This window comes from Aquabacter sp. DMC10, assembly GCF_056314145.1.
The window spans coordinates 1-15,569 of sequence record NZ_JBQUYX010000010.1 but is presented as its reverse complement, the minus strand read 5'-3'; the positions used below and the strand labels follow the sequence as shown (position 1 = coordinate 15,569).

Genomic DNA, 15,569 nt, shown 5'->3' with positions numbered 1-15,569 from the left:
CGACCGGCGATAATCGCGTTGCTTGCCTATCACTGCGGAGTAGCGATGAAAGAACAGGAGTTCAAGAACTGGCTTGGCAAGCGGCTCTGGAAGGGAGAGCCGTTAACGAAGAAGGCTATTGATACGCGCGTGCGCCGCAGCCTGCGGGCCGAGCGCGGACTGCGTGGTCTCGGCTATTCCCAATCCACGCTGGACGAGGTGTTCGACGATGGAGGATGGGACAGATTGCTCGCGCAGTTGACGACGCTAGCAAGCGATCCTGATCCTGACATGGCGATCGTGCGCGCGGTCGTCCCCCAAGCCGAAGATCCCAGGGGCCAGCTCGGCAACATGATCGCCAACCTGCGACAATATGGCTATTTTCGTGAAGGGCGTGATCCCAATTATTCGATCGCAGGCGTCGCGGACGAAGATGATGGTGGCGAAAGCCAGGCCGACGAAATCCGCCGGTACGTCCTGGAAAACTACATCAGGCCGGCCCGCCTCCGGGGCGATGCGACCGTCAGCCTCACCATCGGTGCGCTGAATAACGAGATGGGCCTTCACATGGCCTGGCCGAACATCTGCCAGGCGCTCGAAGGTCGATTATTCTTGCAGCTCGCGAACGTCCCGGCGCCGGCGGCGGAAGGGCCGAAGCTGAGCACGACGCGGAAGCTGACCTACTCGTTGGCGACGGAGACCGAGAGCGTGACCAAGCCGAAACAGTCGCCGACCAACCTGATCCTCTACGGTCCTCCCGGAACGGGCAAAACCTACCGCACTGCCTATGAGGCCGTCTTGCTGTGCGATGGCACTGTGGCGTCCGACGAATCGCCTGAAGGCCGCCAAGCACTGCTCCACCGATATCGGCAGCTCGAAGCGGAAAAGCGGATCGCCTTTGTCACCTTCCACCAGAACTATGACTACGAGAGCTTCGTCGAGGGTTTGCGTCCGGAGACCGGCGAAGCAGGGGACAACTCGGCAGGCTTCCGCCTTAAGGCCTGGGCCGGCGTCTTCCACGACATCTGTGAACTTGCCGATCAGGCCCGGACTCGACCCGTGCAAGCAGCGAGCGCGGCCGGCTTCGACTTTTCCGGCCGCCGCTTCTGGAAGATGAGCCAGGGCGCGACTGGCGGCGAAGACGAAGTCTATGACGCGGCGATGGCAAATCGATACATCGCGCTCGGTTGGGGCGGAACGATCGATTGGAGCGCTGAGCGTTTTTCGTCCCTCGACGCCATTAAGGCGGAGTGGCTGGACAAGAAACCGGATGACCCGACCCCGAGCAACTGGACGCAGACTTCGCTGTTCCGTGCCGAAATGAAGATCGGCGACATCGTTATCGTGCCCTACGGCAACTCCGCATTCCGGGCCGTTGCCGAGGTCACTGGCGACTATCGTTATGCTCCCGAGCCCGAGGGCTTCTACGCACACCGCCGCGACGTGCGCTGGTTGCTCACGCTCGAGAAACCCTTGCCGCTCGACACGATCGTCGATGGCAGCTTCACAATGCGCACGCTCTATCCAATCGCTACGAAGCGGGTGAACCTGTCGGCGCTGGCACGCCTGATCGCCGGTGGCGAGGACGCCACCCCGGCAGAAGCGGTGGCCAACGAGCCGGAGCAGTTCGTGCTGATCATCGACGAGATCAATCGGGCGAATATTTCAAAGGTTTTCGGCGAACTCATCACACTGATCGAGCCCGACAAGCGTCTCGGCATGGCCAACGCGCTACGCCTCACCTTGCCTTATTCGAAGAGGCGCGATTTCGGTGTCCCGGCAAATCTTCACATCGTCGGAACGATGAACACTGCGGATCGCTCGATTGCGCTGCTCGACACCGCGCTCAGGCGCCGGTTCACGTTTCGGGAGATGGCGCCGCGCGTCGACCTGCTCGGCACCGTAGACGGGATCGACCTGCGAGCGGCGCTTACCGCCATCAACGATAGGATCGAGTATCTGATCGACCGCGAACATCGCATCGGCCATGCCTTCTTCATGGGGTGTCAAAATCGCGAGACGATCGACCTCGTCATGCGCGATAAGGTCATTCCCCTTCTCCAGGAATACTTCTTCGAAGATTGGGGACGCATTGAGGCTGTCCTCGGCGATGGCTTCATCGGATCGCGTAAGATCGCCCCACCCCCGGGCTTTGAGGGTGACGACCGCGATAGCTGGTTTGTGCGCGACCCGTTTCCGGAGGACGCCTTCAAACGGCTGAACGGGGGCAGTAGCGCTGGCGCGTCGACCGAATGAGCCATCTTGCTGTCAGCGAGTGGGGACGCATCGCAGTCCTTGATCGACCGGGAGAAGGAGGCTTCACCCGGACGCAGGCCAATGCAATGATCGCTGCGGCGCGCGCCCATCCCCTTGGCGGGGAAGAGGGCACCTCCATTCTGCGGGATCATTTCCGGCACCTGACGGTCGGTCAGATGGTTGGCGTGATCGCAACGCCCGGGTGTAGCCTCGAGATCCTTCCTAAGATCGATCGGCTTGACACCGCGTCGGACGAGGGGCGACGTACCGTCCGCGAACGGCTGGTGCGTATGCTCGACGTGGCATTGGGCCTCGACATCGGCGACGGTGCTGCGTCGGCGATGGCGAGGCAGAGAGAGGGCCTCCTCGACATTCTGATACGCCTATTCGCGGACAAGCTCCTCACTGAAACGCGCCGGGGGCTTCCCCGGGCCTATCTCCAGCACGAAGACGATCTTCCCGCACTGCGTGGTCGGCTGAACGTGGTGCGGCAGTTCACTGCACATGCGGTGCGACCCGACCGACTCGCCTGCCGCTTCGACGCGCTGGCGAGCGACATTCCGCTGTTGCAGATCATGAAAGCGTGCGTACTCGCCCTGCGCGGCCATGCCCGTGCTGCTGAGACTGTGCGCAAGCTCGACGAATTGCGGTTCGTGCTCTCCGACATCGCTGATGTGACCGTCGCCGCTTTGCCTTGGCACGCGGTGCGCATCGATCGGACCAATCGGCGCTGGGAGGCGTTGTTCGGGCTCGCCCGGCTGTTCCTGAAGCGCGACTGGCAAGCGACCCATCATGATCGGTCCGCCGGACAAGGGATCACGCTCCTCTTCCCGATGAACGACCTGTTCGAGGCCTATATCGCAATTCTAATGCGAAGGAGCCTGCTTCCTGCCGGGTTCACTGTTCAGATGCAGGGAGGCCGGCTGTTTTGCCTGATCGAGGAGGGAGGCCAAGGGCGCCGTCGATTCCAGACCCGGCCCGACATCATTGTTCGGGACCGGCAAAGCAACGCGCCGATCGCGATCGTGGATACGAAATGGAAGCGTCTGTCTCCTGCGATCGAGGATGCCAAGCACGGCGTCAGTCAGACCGATGTCTATCAGATGATGGCCTATGGGCGGCTCTATGCCTGCCCCGACCTCCTTCTCCTCTATCCGCACCATTTAGGTCTTGGATCAGCGCCGTTCGCGACGGATTACCTGATCCACGGAAGGATGGATCGGCTGCATCTACGGAGCATCGACGTCGCGCAACACGAGGTTGGAATCGTGGCGGACCTCGCGGCGATGTTCCAGTTTTGGAAGGCAGAGCATCCGCTCGTTCCCGGCTGAAATCTGCCAATGGCGGGCTTTAAGTCGACGAGCCGGGAGAGCAGATGCCCCATAATGAGCGTCAGCTTAGGGCATATTCGCGCTCCAAAGCTGACGGAGCACAAAGTCCAAAAGCGGGCTTTAGAGGGCTATGGCGAAGACGTAGTTCTCATCTGGTTCTGACGCGGCCCGCCAATTCACGGAAATATCCTTTATTTTTCAATGACTTGGAAGTTTAGCCGCTTCCCTTCCCCTCATTCGTCCCCACATCTCAAAAACGCTGACCACGCGCGCGCGAGGGCCGTCTGAACTGGCGGCAGCCAGACGCACGGCGCCACGGCTGAAGCGCAGCCCTTTCGCACCGCGTGAAGCAATTGGGCGCCATATGCCACCCAGGTGCCGAGGGGGTATCGGCGCCAAATCCCACCAAAAACGCGTCTCTAAGCCCTCCAGCGCACCTTGCGTTTTTGGAGCGGTTTCGTGCCCGAAATCGTGGTGTGGCAACGGTTCGCTTGACATTCCTGTAGTGTTATGATACCTTTTGCTGGCGCAAGCCCTCTATGAAAGGACACATCATGGCTTCGATCAGGCGTATCAACGTCAAGACCGCTCCGAAGGCCGCTGAGGCGAAGAAAGGCGCGACGGCCACGCCTGTCGACGAAAAGGCACTGCCGGCCGCTGGCGAGGCATCGGAGGCCGCTCAGGCAGCTTTTGACGGCGCCGCGCCCTCTGTTGAAGAGGCGGCTGTCGCTGCCACGGCGGAGGCGGCTGAGAGTAAAGCTGCCGCCAAGAACATCGCGCCCGTCCCTGACGCGCAGCGTGCCACCATTGAGGCGCCCGTGGCGGCCAAGCCGCCCGCTCCCGGAAACGCGACGGCCACCCCTCTTGCCGAGAAGGTCGACACCAAACAAGTCGATGATCGCCTCTGGCGCGCCATCGCTGTCGGCGACGTCGTGCTCATGGCCGATTATTCGGAAGGCGAGTTCCAGGGCTGGTGGCCCGCCAAGGTCATCACCCTTGTGGAGGGACGGGCGAGCTGCGTCTACATCGACTACGAGGAAATGGGCCACCTCTCGCGCCAGATCACCGAGCTCGCCCTTCTGCACCCCATGCATGCCGGCTGACGACGTGGAGGCGCCGCATCGCGGCGTCTCCCCTCTCTTCGACCGTGCAAAAGGGAGCCTCACATGGGACAGAGAAACAGGCGCCGTCGGCGCCGCAGGCAGGCCGCGAAAGATTGCGCCCTTATTCGCGACTGCGTGCTCTATGCGCAGGCGGTGGCGGCGCTCCAGGCCGGCTATGAGGCCGATCCGGATACAGATGGGCGCTATGCTGGCGCCCTTGGCATGAGGCATCTGCGGCGCGCCGAACGGGCGCTGGAGCGCATCGCAGGGCGCGAGGCATGCACATCGCTCGGCCTTGAGGCCAAGGCGCGCATTCTGCCGGTGATGGTCTCGCGCCGCATGGGCCTGCTGTCGGATCTCGAAGCCGCGCTGATCGCCCGCTTTGCGGACGAGGTCCGGGCCGACCTTTGCCTGCGACGGGCAGGCCAGAGCCGCCTGTAAGTTCAGGCCTTCTTGCGCCCGCGCTTCAGCGGCACCGGAGGCGTCGCCCCCTCCGCCGGCAGGCGCACCAGGTCGCTCAAGGTCACGTCCAGCACCTGAGCGAGGCGGTCCAGGAGATCGATGGTGGGGTTTTCCACCTGCCGCTCGATGCCGCCCAGATACGCCCGATCGATCCCGGCATCCGCCGCCAGGCGCTCTTGCGACAATCCCCGCTCAACCCGCAGGGCCCGCACATTCCAGGCCAGAACGGCACGTCCCTTCATGGGCGCGCATGCTGGGGATTGCGGCGCCTATCAAACCACTGGCCATAGCCCTCATTATTCGCTAGCTTCGCCACAACTGAAAGGCGCATGGACGCCGCACGTCGCATGGCACAGCATCCCTCCTTCCTCGTCACGGGGCGCACCCGCCTCGTTCCCCACACCACCTGGCGCGGCACCTACATCGCTCTCCACGTGGAAGCCTTCGCGCCCGATGGTCCCGTCTGGCGCACGCCCACTGCGGCCGATCTCGGCGACATCGAGAACCGTTTTCCCGGCTGGGAAGCGCAGGTCTGCTCGGGCTTCGCCACCTACCGTTTCGTGCACCACAAGCCTTGGCTGGAGCTGGCCTTCCGGGCACTGCAACTGCCGAACGGCAAGGGCGGCTGGCGCTTCGCCACGCTCGGAGACCTCGCGTGGCTGTCTCCCGCAGCCAAACGGGCTCACTGAAGGGCAACGCCATGCATGTTCGACTGGTTCATCCCTTCACGGGGGCTCATACGCGCGTCGGCATCGGCTTCAACTGGCCGATCCTCGCCCTGGGCTTTGGCCTTTGGCTCTGCTGGACGGTGCTTTTCCTCGCCATTGACGGCCGTGGCGGCGGCCTGCGCGGTTCATCCGCGAACGGCATCATCCTGGCCTTCGCGATCTATTTCGGCCGCGAATTCAACGGGCACTGAGGCCGGCGCCACCTGATGCAAGGTTGGCGCTTTGCCGAGCCCTCAGCCCCGACCCTCCGCCTCGCTCTGCGCGGCTGGCAAGTTCCTGATCTCTCTCAGGTCGCGGCAGCGATGCCCGCTGAGGCGCCATCGCCCCCCTTCAGCATCGATGCCGACCGCTTCCTTGCCGCCTGTGCCGCGCCCTTGCCGTCGCTGCCGCAGCCCCAAGCACTGGCACCGTCGGCACCCGTTTTCATACCCCCATCACCCCCTGGAGACCCCATGAAAGTGCAACTCATCAATCCCCGCACCGGAGAACTGAAGGCCATCAAGGTCGGCTTCAGCTGGACCTTGTTCCTCTTCGCCGGCTTCTTCGGCATCCCGCTCATGCTGCGCAAGCTCTATGGCTGGGCGGCCCTCTTCCTCGCCATCAGCCTGCTCTCCCCCTTCGCCATGGACCTTGCCAATGCCGAGACGGACCGGGAGGTCTTCATCGCCTTCACCCTCAGCTTCGGCATCCAGCTCGCCGCCCTCCTCATCATCGCCATCAAAGGCAACGCATTGACCGCCAAGCGCCTCATCGACAAGGGATGGACGTTTGCTAACCCGGACAGCCTGGAGACGCAGTTGGCGAAGCGGAAATGGGGGTTTGTGTGAAGGGAAGGATTAAATGAGCCAAGAGCGGGCGGCGTCCGCTCTTGGCTCAGGCCACAACGTCGCGACTCCCGTTCCAGTATGCCGATGTTTACTTTGCTCTGTGACCGTTCGCCGAATCACAGGCTGATAGAATTCTGGGGTTGGCTCGTCTGCCAGCGCGCGACAAATGGGGGCCATCTATGGTGCGAGACTATCTTGCCAGATGGCCGGGCAAGAGCGCGACGGACACAGGGCCTGAGCATCCGGCTGTCTATCACATGCTCGACGTGGCAGCTGTCGGTGAACGGCTGTTGGCGCAGAGTCCATTCTTCGTTGAGCTCAAGAGCGCCATAACGCTCCTCCTCGCGCTCCACGACCTCGGCAAGATCGGAGACAGCTTTCGCAAGATGATCCGAGGGGCGGCCCGGCACCAGGATCTTCGTCACTGGGAGTTGACCGAAGCCTGGTTGTGGGGCCATGCGGCCTTGAGGCAACGCCTCGGAGCCAGTCTGCCCGTGTGGCGAGACGTGGTGTCCGCCATCGCCGGCCACCACGGGCGGCCCTCCAAACAGGATGTGAGATACTTCGGACGCTATTGCGCCACCTCAGGCTCGGAGGCCGCGCGTGACATTCCGCGTGTGATTGAGGACCTCGCCTCCCTCTGGCCGCAGGCATCCCTTGCCGGCCTCTCGGCGCGTGAAGCGACACGGCTCAGTTGGTGGCTCGCCGGCCTGACGGTTGCGGCGGACTGGGTGGGTTCAAATCCCGCTTGGTTTCCTCCGCGCGCCCCCAACATTGGCTTGCCGGAATATCTGGCCCTTGCCCGCACGCAGGCGGCCCATGCGGTTCAGAAGGCAGGCTTACAACCGGCGTGCGTGCGCAAAGAGACCCTCTTTGATTTCACCTTGCGTCCGATGCAGCAGGCGGCGCGCGACATTGCACTTCCCGAAGGGCCGATGCTCGCCTTCATCGAAGACGAGACAGGCTCCGGCAAGACGGAAGCGGCGCTGATCCTTGCACAGCGCATGCTTGCGGCGGGCAAAGGACGGGGCCTCTACTTTGCCTTGCCAACCATGGCGACGGCAGATGCCATGTTCGCCCGTGCCCGATCCGCCATCGGGCGGATGCTCGAAACACCATCGCTGACGCTCGCCCACGGACGCGCCAGCCTGTCCAATCCCTTTCGCGATCTGGTGGGCCAAGCGTCCCCGAGCGATGACGTCACCTGCTCGCCATGGCTGGCGGACAACCGCCGGCGCGCCCTACTGGCGGATGTCGGGGTCGGAACCATCGACCAAGCGCTTCTTGCGGTGATGCCCACCCGCTTTTGCACTTTGCGCCTGTGGGGGCTGTCTTCAAAGATTCTCATCGTCGACGAGGCGCACGAGGTCTCTGGTGACAATTACATGGCGCAATTGCTTGCCGCGCTTCTGCGCGCCCACGCGGCGCAGGGCGGGTCGGCGATCCTGCTCACGGCCACCTTGCCCCTTGAGGATCGCGCCGCCCTCAGCCGCGCTTTTGCCGATGGCGCGGGACGTGACTGGGAGGCGAATGCGGACCGCTCTTATCCGGCCTTGTCCATACCGGGGGGCGAGGCCTGGCGGAACGCCCATCCGGCGCCGAGCCCGAAAGGACCCGTGAAAGTGGCGCGATTGGCGGCGGCGGAGGAGGCCATCGACCTTCTGGCAGCCGCAGCGGCGCGAGGAGCGGCCTGCGTCTTCGTGAGAAATGCGGTCGACGAGGCTATTGATGCGGTTGAGGCCCTGAGAGCGCGTGGCGTGCCCGCATCCTTGCTCCACGCCCGTTTTGCCCTTTGCGATCGCAAGCGGATCGAAGCGGAGGAACTGACCCGCTTCGGCCGTCGACGGGAAGGTGGGGCTGGCCGCGTGCTGGTCGCCACCCAGATTGTGGAATCCAGCCTTGATCTCGACTTCGATGTCATGGTGTCGGATCTCGCGCCGGTGGCTGCGCTGATCCAGCGGGCCGGCCGCCTGTGGCGCCATATGCAGGAGCGCCCACGCCAGCAGCGCCCGACGGCCGAGCCGGTGTTGCATGTGCTTTCTCCCGATCCGGCTGACGTCTTGAATGAAAGCTGGCTCACCCAGGTGCTGGGGAGCGGTGCCTGGGTCTATCCGGTGCCTGATCAATGGCGCACGGCAGAGGTGCTCTTCCGCACCGGCGTCATAGTTGCACCCGGTGGCCTGCGTGACCTGATCGAGGCCGTGCGCTCGGAGGCAAAGCCGGTGCCGCCGCCTCTGGAAGCGGCGGAGTGTGAGCGCATCGGCAAGGGCTATGCCGAGACCAACCGGGCCGATCACAATCTGATGGATTTTGCCGCAGGCTATCGTCGCGCGGGCGCGGGCGCCGACGATACGCACTTTCCCACCCGCCTGGGCCGAGAGACACGCACCTTGGTGTTGGCCCGCCGGCAAGAGGGGGCCCTTGTGCCCTGGGCGGACGGCTATGACAGCGCTTCCGCTGAAGGATGGATGCTGTCGGAGGTGCAGGCCGACGCCGGAAAGCTCGCGCGGCTGGCCTTGCCCGACCAGAATGCCCCGGAGATCGCCGAAGTGAAGAAGGCGTGGCCGGACTGGCGTCAGGCCACGGCCACTCTGTGCCCCGTGGGTGAGAACGGCGCGATCACGGAGGGCTTGCGTTACGACCCATTTGAAGGCCTATTGATTTAATCCCTGCGTTCGCGGGGATGGCCCGTGAATATGAACCTCACGCCACTCGGTAGAAGAGCGTTCCTCGCATTTGCGGGGATCACAAGTGAATTTGATCATCACGTCACTCTTAAAAAATGCTGGACATTTTTGGTTTGAACGCCCCAAATGCAGTTACGGCGGGCTCGGAAATCCGGCCCGCCGTAAAAGTCGAGGTCAACCCGCCGTTGCCGCGGCGAGAAGCAGAGGGGTTGGCACAATGCTTGAAATACCTGTGCAGGCCCTTCCTGAGCGAGGGTTTTACAGCCTTCGCTCAGGATGGGGCAAGCCATTCGCCGCCCTTCCCAGCACATGGCGCATAATTCCCCATTCATGTTCCAGTCTGCCCGCCCTCCCCCTCTCGCCCTTGGGTTGACGGACACAACTTACGCGATTTAGCTAGCTTGGCCGCTTCGGGGAGAATCGCGTGCCCCTCAATCTCATCGATGATCCCTGGATTCCCGTGCGCCGCCGTGATGGCGGCCGGTCGCTGATCCGCCCTCATGACCTTGCGGATCCGCTCATCGCCTTCCCCGATTGGCCCCGCGCGGATCTCAACATTGCCTGCCTGGAATTGCTGATCGGACTGGTCTTTCTGGCCGACCCGCCGGCCGATCTGGACGATTGGATCGCGCGCCGGGAGCCGGATGCCGAGCGCCTGCGCATGGCGTTCGCCCCCTTCGCCCCGGCGTTCAACATGGTCGGCGAAGGGCCGCTCTTCCTCCAGGACCTTGAGCCGCTGCAAGGCGAGCCAAATGCGCCGGATATGCTGTTCATCGATTCAGCCGGCGGCAATACCGCGCGCAACAATGCCGACCTGATGGTTCGGCGGGATCGCTACCCCAGGCTCGACCTGCCAATGGCGGCCATGGCGCTGTATCTCCTCCAGGCCCACGCCCCCTCCGGAGGGGCGGGCAATCGCACGTCCATGCGGGGCGGCGGCCCCTTGGTAACGCTGGTCGATCCCGGGACAGGCCGGCTGTGGGATCTGGTCTGGGCGAACGTGCCTTATGGCAAGCCAGCCTCCCTTGATGTCCTCCCGTGGACGAAACCCACGCGAACGTCCGAGACGAAGGGATCGGAAACGTACCCTCGCCACGGTCACCCGGCCGAGGCCTTTTTCGGCATGCCACGCCGGCTGCGTCTGGTGTCGGAGGCGGAACATGTAACGGGCGTCATCCAGCGGCCATACGGCACCAATTATGCCGGCTGGATCCATCCGCTAACCCCCTACTACAAGCAGAAGGCGGGGGCCGAGTGGTTGCCGCTCCATCCGCGCGCCGGACAATTTGGTTATCGAAACTGGCTCGGCGTGGTGACCGCCATGCCCGACCATCGGGCGGACCTGGGGCGCCGTGCCCCTGCCGTGGACGACTATGCCAGCCGCGACCCGCTGGAAGAAAGCTCCGCGGCGAGCCTCCTTGTTGCTGGCTGGTCCATGGACAACATGAAGCCGCGCGACTTCATCCAGTCACGCCAGCCGCTTCTCCCGCTCAACAGCGACGCGGCTTTGACACTCACGGCCATGATCGAGACCGCTGAGACATTCGGCTCGGTGTTGCGGGGCGCGCTGAAATCCTCTGTCGGTGAGGGCAGTGCGCTGGAGCAACTACGCGAGACCTTCTTCATCGACACCCAGGCGGCGTTCGAGGCCGGTGTCACCGCCCTCCTGCGCGGCGAGCCGCCGGTGGACATTGCAAGCGCCTGGGTCCGCGCCATGGAACGGGTTGCGCTGCGTATATTCGAGCAGGAAGCGCTGCTGGGTCTCGACCAGAAAAGGCCCAAGGACATGAACGAGATCGTGCGGGAGCACGGCGATTTGCGCGCGGTCTTTGCGGGCTGGCGCAAGCCGGGCGGGGAGGCCTATGCCAAGCTCGGCCTGCCGCCGCGCGAAAGGAAAAGCCGGGAGGCCGCATGACGGACAAAGCGGAGAAGAAGGCCGGCTCGATCATTCAGAGCTGGTGGCACGAGACTTTGCGTCCGCAGACGGACACGGGCCTTGCGCGCGGGCTTCGCGCCCGGCTGCGGCGCGCGGTTCATGCCGTTGACGCTCTGGCCGAGCCGAACGCCATCGCACTCTACGACGCCCTCGACCGACGCGTGGATGCCACGACCTTTGCTGCCCTGCTGCCGGTGCTGGCGTCGGTTGAGAGGCATGATCCGCGCAGGATCGCGCGGCTCTTTGGCATGGGGGAAAGCCCGGCCCTTTCGGAGCTGCGCTTTCAGCGGCTGATCCGCTCCTGCGATCCTGGAGAACTGGCGACCGCCCTGCGACGCGCTCTGCCACGGGTCGAGCACGCCTGCAACATTGCCGCTCTCAGCGAGGACTTCCTGGGGTGGAATGAGCGCGTGCGCATCCGTTGGTGCCTCGACTATTTCGGCAAGGCGTCGGCCGAGACGTCGCAAGCCAGCGCCCATTTGGAGGAAACCGCGTGACGACGTTTCTGCAACTGCATCTGCTGACCGTTTACCCCCCGTCCAATCCAAACCGCGACGACCAGGGGTTTCCCAAGGAAGCCCGTTTCGGCGGGACGCGGCGACTGCGGCTGTCGAGCCAGTCGATCAAGCGGGCGGTGCGCCTGTCGCCGGCGTTCCAGCAAGGGCTGGCCGGCCATCTCGCCCAGCGGACCAAGCTCATCGGCAATGTGATCCGGGAGCATCTGGAGGCGAAGGGCATCGTCCCCGACCAGGCGCGCGAGGTCGCTGAGAAGGTCGCCGCCGCGTTCGGCAAGATCACGCCGCAGGACAAGAAGCGCCCGGAATGGGTGCAAGGCACGACCTTGGCTTTCATCTCGCCCGACGAGCGCAATCTGGCGCTGGAACTGGCGGAGAGCGCCGTCGCTGGCAAAAAGCTGCCCACCGAGAAGGATCTGGCCAAGACGGTCCTCCGCAGCGCCGATGGCGCGGTGGACATCGCCATGTTCGGGCGCATGCTGGCTGACAATCCTGAATTCAGCCGGGAAGCGGCGGTCCAGGTGGGCCATGCCATCACCACCCACCGGGCGGAAGCAGAGGATGACTTCTTCACCGCCGTGGACGATCTCAAGACCCGCGATGAGGATGCCGGCGGCGCCCATCTCGGCGAGCATGCGTTCGGCTCGGGCGTCTATTATCTCTATGCCTGCGTGAACTGTGATCTTCTGGTGGAGAACTTGCAGAACGATGCGGCCCTGGCCCGCAAGGGTGTCGAGGCACTCGTTCGGGCCCTGGCCACGGCGACGCCCAGCGGTAAGCAGAACAGCCACGCCCATCATCCCCGCGCCGGCTACATCCGGGCCGAGATCGGAGCAGAGGCGCCGCGCGACCTGACCGGAGCCTTCCTGAAGGCGATCGCCGGCGACCATCTGCTTGAGGCGTCCATCGGCGCCTTGGAGGACATGGCGGATCGGATCGACGCCGCCTATGGCCCCGCTGCCGAGCGGCGGGCGGTCATGAACGTGTCCGCAGGCGAGGGAACGCTGGACGAGATCGTGGCGTTTGCCGCCTCGGCGGTGCGCCGGGATGACTGAGTATCTCGTCTTTACCTTGAGCGCCGCCATGGCCGCCATGGGCGATCTGGCTGGCCACGAGCGGCGCGGCACCCTCGCCTGGCCGGGGCGGTCCGCCGTGCTGGGCTTGCTGGCCGCAGCCAAGGGCATTCGGCGCGACGATGCGCAGGCTCTGGCGCGTCTCGAGACATTGCGCGTGGCCGTGGGCATTCTCGATGCGGGGGAGCCAATGCGCGACTATCACACGGTGCAGACGGTGCCCACGGCCGCCGCCAAGCGCCCCGACAGCCGCCCGGCCGCCCTCGCGACCGCAGGGCGTTTGGGCCTCAACACCACCATCACACTGCGGGATTATCGCGTCGGTGTCGCCTATGCGGTGGCACTTTGGGGGGCGCCGTTGGAGGGCCTCGCCGAAGCGCTCCAGCGCCCGGCCTTCACGTTGTATTTCGGCCGCAAGTCCTGCCCGCTCTCGGCTCCGCCGGCACCGCGCCGCGTCCAGGCGGACGATGTGGTCGCGGCCCTCCAGCAGGCCACGCTGCCGCCGTTTCAAAAGCCGGCACGGCTGGCCCTTGTGGCATCGGACGAGCGGATCGAGCCGGACGACGTGGAGGACAGCCGCAACGATTTGGCCATCGACCGTGGCAAGTGGCATTTCGCCGCCCGCCGCGTCTTTATGCATCGGCCGGCGGAGGGGGGAACGGCAGGATGACCCTTTATCTGTCGCGTCTCACCATCGCGAAGACGCCCGCGGCCAGCGCCATCCGCGCCTTGATCGATCCGCTGCCGGAGCCGGGACGCGACCGCCTGCATGATCCGGCGCAAGGACGCATCATGGATGCCCACCATCGGCTGATCTGGTCCGTCTTCGCCGACACTCCGGAGCGGGAGCGCGACTTTCTCTGGCGCTCGGAAGGAAAGGGCCGCTTTCTCGTGCTGTCCTCCCGCGCGCCGGCAGCGGATGGCGCTGGACTGTTCGAACCGCCGGAGACAAAGGATTTCGCGCCCGACCTGCGCGAAGGGGACCGCCTCGCCTTCATTCTGCGCGCCAACGCGACCCGCACCCGCAAGACTTCGGCCGACCCCAAGGCACGGGGGGCGCGGGTGGATGTGGTGATGGATGCCATCCATGCTTTGCCCTCGGGCAAGACCAGCGGCGATCGCCGCGCGGCGCGAATGGATGCGGCCCAGACGGCCGGGCGCCAGTGGCTGGAGCAACAGGGCACCAAGGCTGGCTTTACGGTGGTTGAGGCGGCGGTCTCTGACTATTCGGTGGTTCCCCTCCCCGCTCATGCCGGATCTCGTGCCCGCCAGCCCCAGTTCGGTGTGCTTGAGCTGTCCGGACAGATTGAGGTGCGCGATCCAGCCCTTCTCCTCGACGGCCTTGGGAAGGGCTTCGGCCGCGCCAAGGCGTTCGGATGTGGCCTCATGCTGGTGCGGCGCGCCTGAGGCGGTAATCTCGCGGCCTGCCTGCGGGAGGTGCGCGCCGGGGTCTATGTGGGAGACTATTCGGCTCGCACACGAGAGCGCATCTGGGAGCAGGTGGTTGCCTCTATCGAGCACGGCGACGCAGTGATGGTCTGGCGTGCCGCCACTGACCAGGGATTCGACTTCCTCACGGTCGGCGCCAATCGCCGCATGCCCGTCGATTTTGACGGCCTCAAGCTGGTGGCCTTCAGCCCGCAAGAGTGAGAATTATCCGCTCCGAAAAATCGGTAGATTGACCAGGCTCGAAATTCTCAATGTAATTCAATGCCCTCCAATTGGACTGTTCCCCGCATGCGCGGGGATGAACCGATCTCGGCGGCGGTGCCTCCCACGTTGGCGCCCACCTGTTCCCCGCATGCGCGGGGATGAACCGACGACGCTCGCACAGATCTTCGTCGCCGGCTCCTGTTCCCCGCATGCGCGGGGATGAACCGATGGTGATGGGCCGCGCGGTGTGGAGTGTGGTCTGTTCCCCGCATGCGCGGGGATGAACCGGGAGCGGATGTGCTTACCTGCGGCGACGATGACTGTTCCCCGCATGCGCGGGGATGAACCGTTGACCGTCTTCCGCGCCACGATGCCGGACCACTGTTCCCCGCATGCGCGGGGATGAACCGATGCAGGGATCGCCCCGGGCCGCAGCGTCGCGCTGTTCCCCGCATGCGCGGGGATGAACCGCTGTCGTTGATGAGGCGGAGCTTGAAGCCCCGCTGTTCCCCGCATGCGCGGGGATGAACCGATCTCCATCGACAATGTGGCTGAGGATCTGACCTGTTCCCCGCATGCGCGGGGGTGAGCCTGTCCAAGTCAGAGGCTAGACACACGTTTAGCACTGCTCCCCGCTCCGGAAGAGACAACATCTTTCAGGAGCATCTCAGCATCGAAAAACACATTGAAGCACGGCTAGCCGATACGATGTGTCTCGAAATTCAAAAATTATGAGACGCATGGCAGCCTCAGCCTTTTCAAGCCGTTACGCGTCTCAGAATTTAGTCTCAAAACGAGACAGCATTCTTGCTGCCTCACACTGCTTCCGCCTCTGACTCTCCGCTGCTCGTTCACAGCCCTTTCAGCGACGTCCGCTTTGCGCCCCCATCCCAGTCATTCCGAACCCGTCAGGTCAAACCTGAAAAACTCCCTTCGCTGATGCGACCGGCTCATCGAACAGGTGATGCCATGGTCGGCCATCAGTCGCTGGAACTGCTCGCTCGTATATTGACTGCCCT

At 64.3% G+C, this 15,569-nt stretch carries 14 protein-coding genes, 1 pseudogene and 1 CRISPR repeat array; of the genes and pseudogenes, 14 read left to right on the top strand and 1 reads right to left on the bottom strand.

Annotated features, from left to right (window positions below; translation table 11 throughout):
- Positions 1–45 precede the first annotated feature (45 nt).
- The 4 genes from ACT54L_RS22700 (at position 46) to ACT54L_RS22685 (ending at position 5,110) form a co-directional block, all read left to right on the top strand.
- Complete coding sequence (locus tag ACT54L_RS22700; RefSeq protein WP_476087936.1) at positions 46–2,235, top strand: AAA family ATPase; 2,190 nt, start codon at positions 46–48, stop codon at positions 2,233–2,235.
- Complete coding sequence (locus ACT54L_RS22695; protein WP_476087935.1) at positions 2,232–3,566, top strand: McrC family protein; 1,335 nt, start codon at positions 2,232–2,234, stop codon at positions 3,564–3,566. The genes ACT54L_RS22700 and ACT54L_RS22695 overlap by 4 nt, the downstream gene beginning before the upstream one ends.
- A gap of 554 nt (positions 3,567–4,120) precedes the next feature.
- On the top strand, positions 4,121–4,669 hold the full coding sequence (locus ACT54L_RS22690) for a PWWP domain-containing protein (RefSeq protein ID WP_476087934.1): 549 nt from the start codon (positions 4,121–4,123) through the stop codon (positions 4,667–4,669).
- Positions 4,670–4,804: 135 nt separating this feature from the next.
- The gene (locus tag ACT54L_RS22685) at positions 4,805–5,110 is read left to right on the top strand and encodes a hypothetical protein (RefSeq protein WP_476087933.1); all 306 of its coding nucleotides are present in this window, start codon (positions 4,805–4,807) and stop codon (positions 5,108–5,110) included.
- 2 nt (positions 5,111–5,112) lie between these two features.
- On the opposite strand, the gene ACT54L_RS22680 is transcribed toward ACT54L_RS22685, so the two are convergent.
- Positions 5,113–5,373 (bottom strand): helix-turn-helix domain-containing protein, encoded by a 261-nt coding sequence (locus ACT54L_RS22680; protein WP_476087932.1) that lies wholly within the window; start codon positions 5,371–5,373, stop codon positions 5,113–5,115.
- A gap of 87 nt (positions 5,374–5,460) precedes the next feature.
- Here ACT54L_RS22680 and ACT54L_RS22675 point away from each other — a divergent pair, with 87 nt between their 5' ends.
- From ACT54L_RS22675 to cas2e, 10 genes and pseudogenes are all read left to right on the top strand, one after another.
- Positions 5,461–5,820, top strand: coding sequence for a hypothetical protein (locus ACT54L_RS22675; protein ID WP_476087931.1), 360 nt, complete (start codon positions 5,461–5,463; stop codon positions 5,818–5,820).
- Between the two features lie 11 nt (positions 5,821–5,831).
- Positions 5,832–6,050: a hypothetical protein gene (locus ACT54L_RS22670; RefSeq protein ID WP_476087930.1), complete on the top strand. Its 219-nt coding sequence runs from the start codon at positions 5,832–5,834 to the stop codon at positions 6,048–6,050.
- A 261-nt stretch (positions 6,051–6,311) separates the two neighbouring features.
- Complete coding sequence (locus ACT54L_RS22665) at positions 6,312–6,686, top strand: hypothetical protein (protein ID WP_476087929.1); 375 nt, start codon at positions 6,312–6,314, stop codon at positions 6,684–6,686.
- A 179-nt stretch (positions 6,687–6,865) separates the two neighbouring features.
- Complete coding sequence (cas3, locus tag ACT54L_RS22660; RefSeq protein ID WP_476087928.1) at positions 6,866–9,352, top strand: CRISPR-associated helicase Cas3'; 2,487 nt, start codon at positions 6,866–6,868, stop codon at positions 9,350–9,352.
- A 445-nt stretch (positions 9,353–9,797) separates the two neighbouring features.
- Positions 9,798–11,288: a type I-E CRISPR-associated protein Cse1/CasA gene (gene casA / locus ACT54L_RS22655; RefSeq protein WP_476087927.1), complete on the top strand. Its 1,491-nt coding sequence runs from the start codon at positions 9,798–9,800 to the stop codon at positions 11,286–11,288.
- Entirely contained in the window at positions 11,285–11,806 is a 522-nt protein-coding gene (gene casB / locus ACT54L_RS22650) for a type I-E CRISPR-associated protein Cse2/CasB (protein WP_476087926.1), read from the top strand. The genes casA and casB overlap by 4 nt, the downstream gene beginning before the upstream one ends.
- On the top strand, positions 11,803–12,879 hold the full coding sequence (gene cas7e / locus ACT54L_RS22645) for a type I-E CRISPR-associated protein Cas7/Cse4/CasC (protein ID WP_476087925.1): 1,077 nt from the start codon (positions 11,803–11,805) through the stop codon (positions 12,877–12,879). The genes casB and cas7e overlap by 4 nt, the downstream gene beginning before the upstream one ends.
- Positions 12,872–13,567, top strand: coding sequence for a type I-E CRISPR-associated protein Cas5/CasD (gene cas5e, locus ACT54L_RS22640; RefSeq protein WP_476087924.1), 696 nt, complete (start codon positions 12,872–12,874; stop codon positions 13,565–13,567). The genes cas7e and cas5e overlap by 8 nt, the downstream gene beginning before the upstream one ends.
- Positions 13,564–14,304, top strand: coding sequence for a type I-E CRISPR-associated protein Cas6/Cse3/CasE (gene cas6e / locus ACT54L_RS22635; RefSeq protein ID WP_476087923.1), 741 nt, complete (start codon positions 13,564–13,566; stop codon positions 14,302–14,304). Before cas5e ends, cas6e begins: the two co-directional genes overlap by 4 nt.
- A gap of 15 nt (positions 14,305–14,319) precedes the next feature.
- Positions 14,320–14,547, top strand: a pseudogene (cas2e, locus tag ACT54L_RS22630) (type I-E CRISPR-associated endoribonuclease Cas2e); the annotation flags it as partial.
- 76 nt (positions 14,548–14,623) lie between these two features.
- Positions 14,624–15,143: a CRISPR direct-repeat array (repeat unit 29 nt; unit sequence CTGTTCCCCGCATGCGCGGGGATGAACCG).
- Positions 15,144–15,569: the final 426 nt, after the last annotated feature.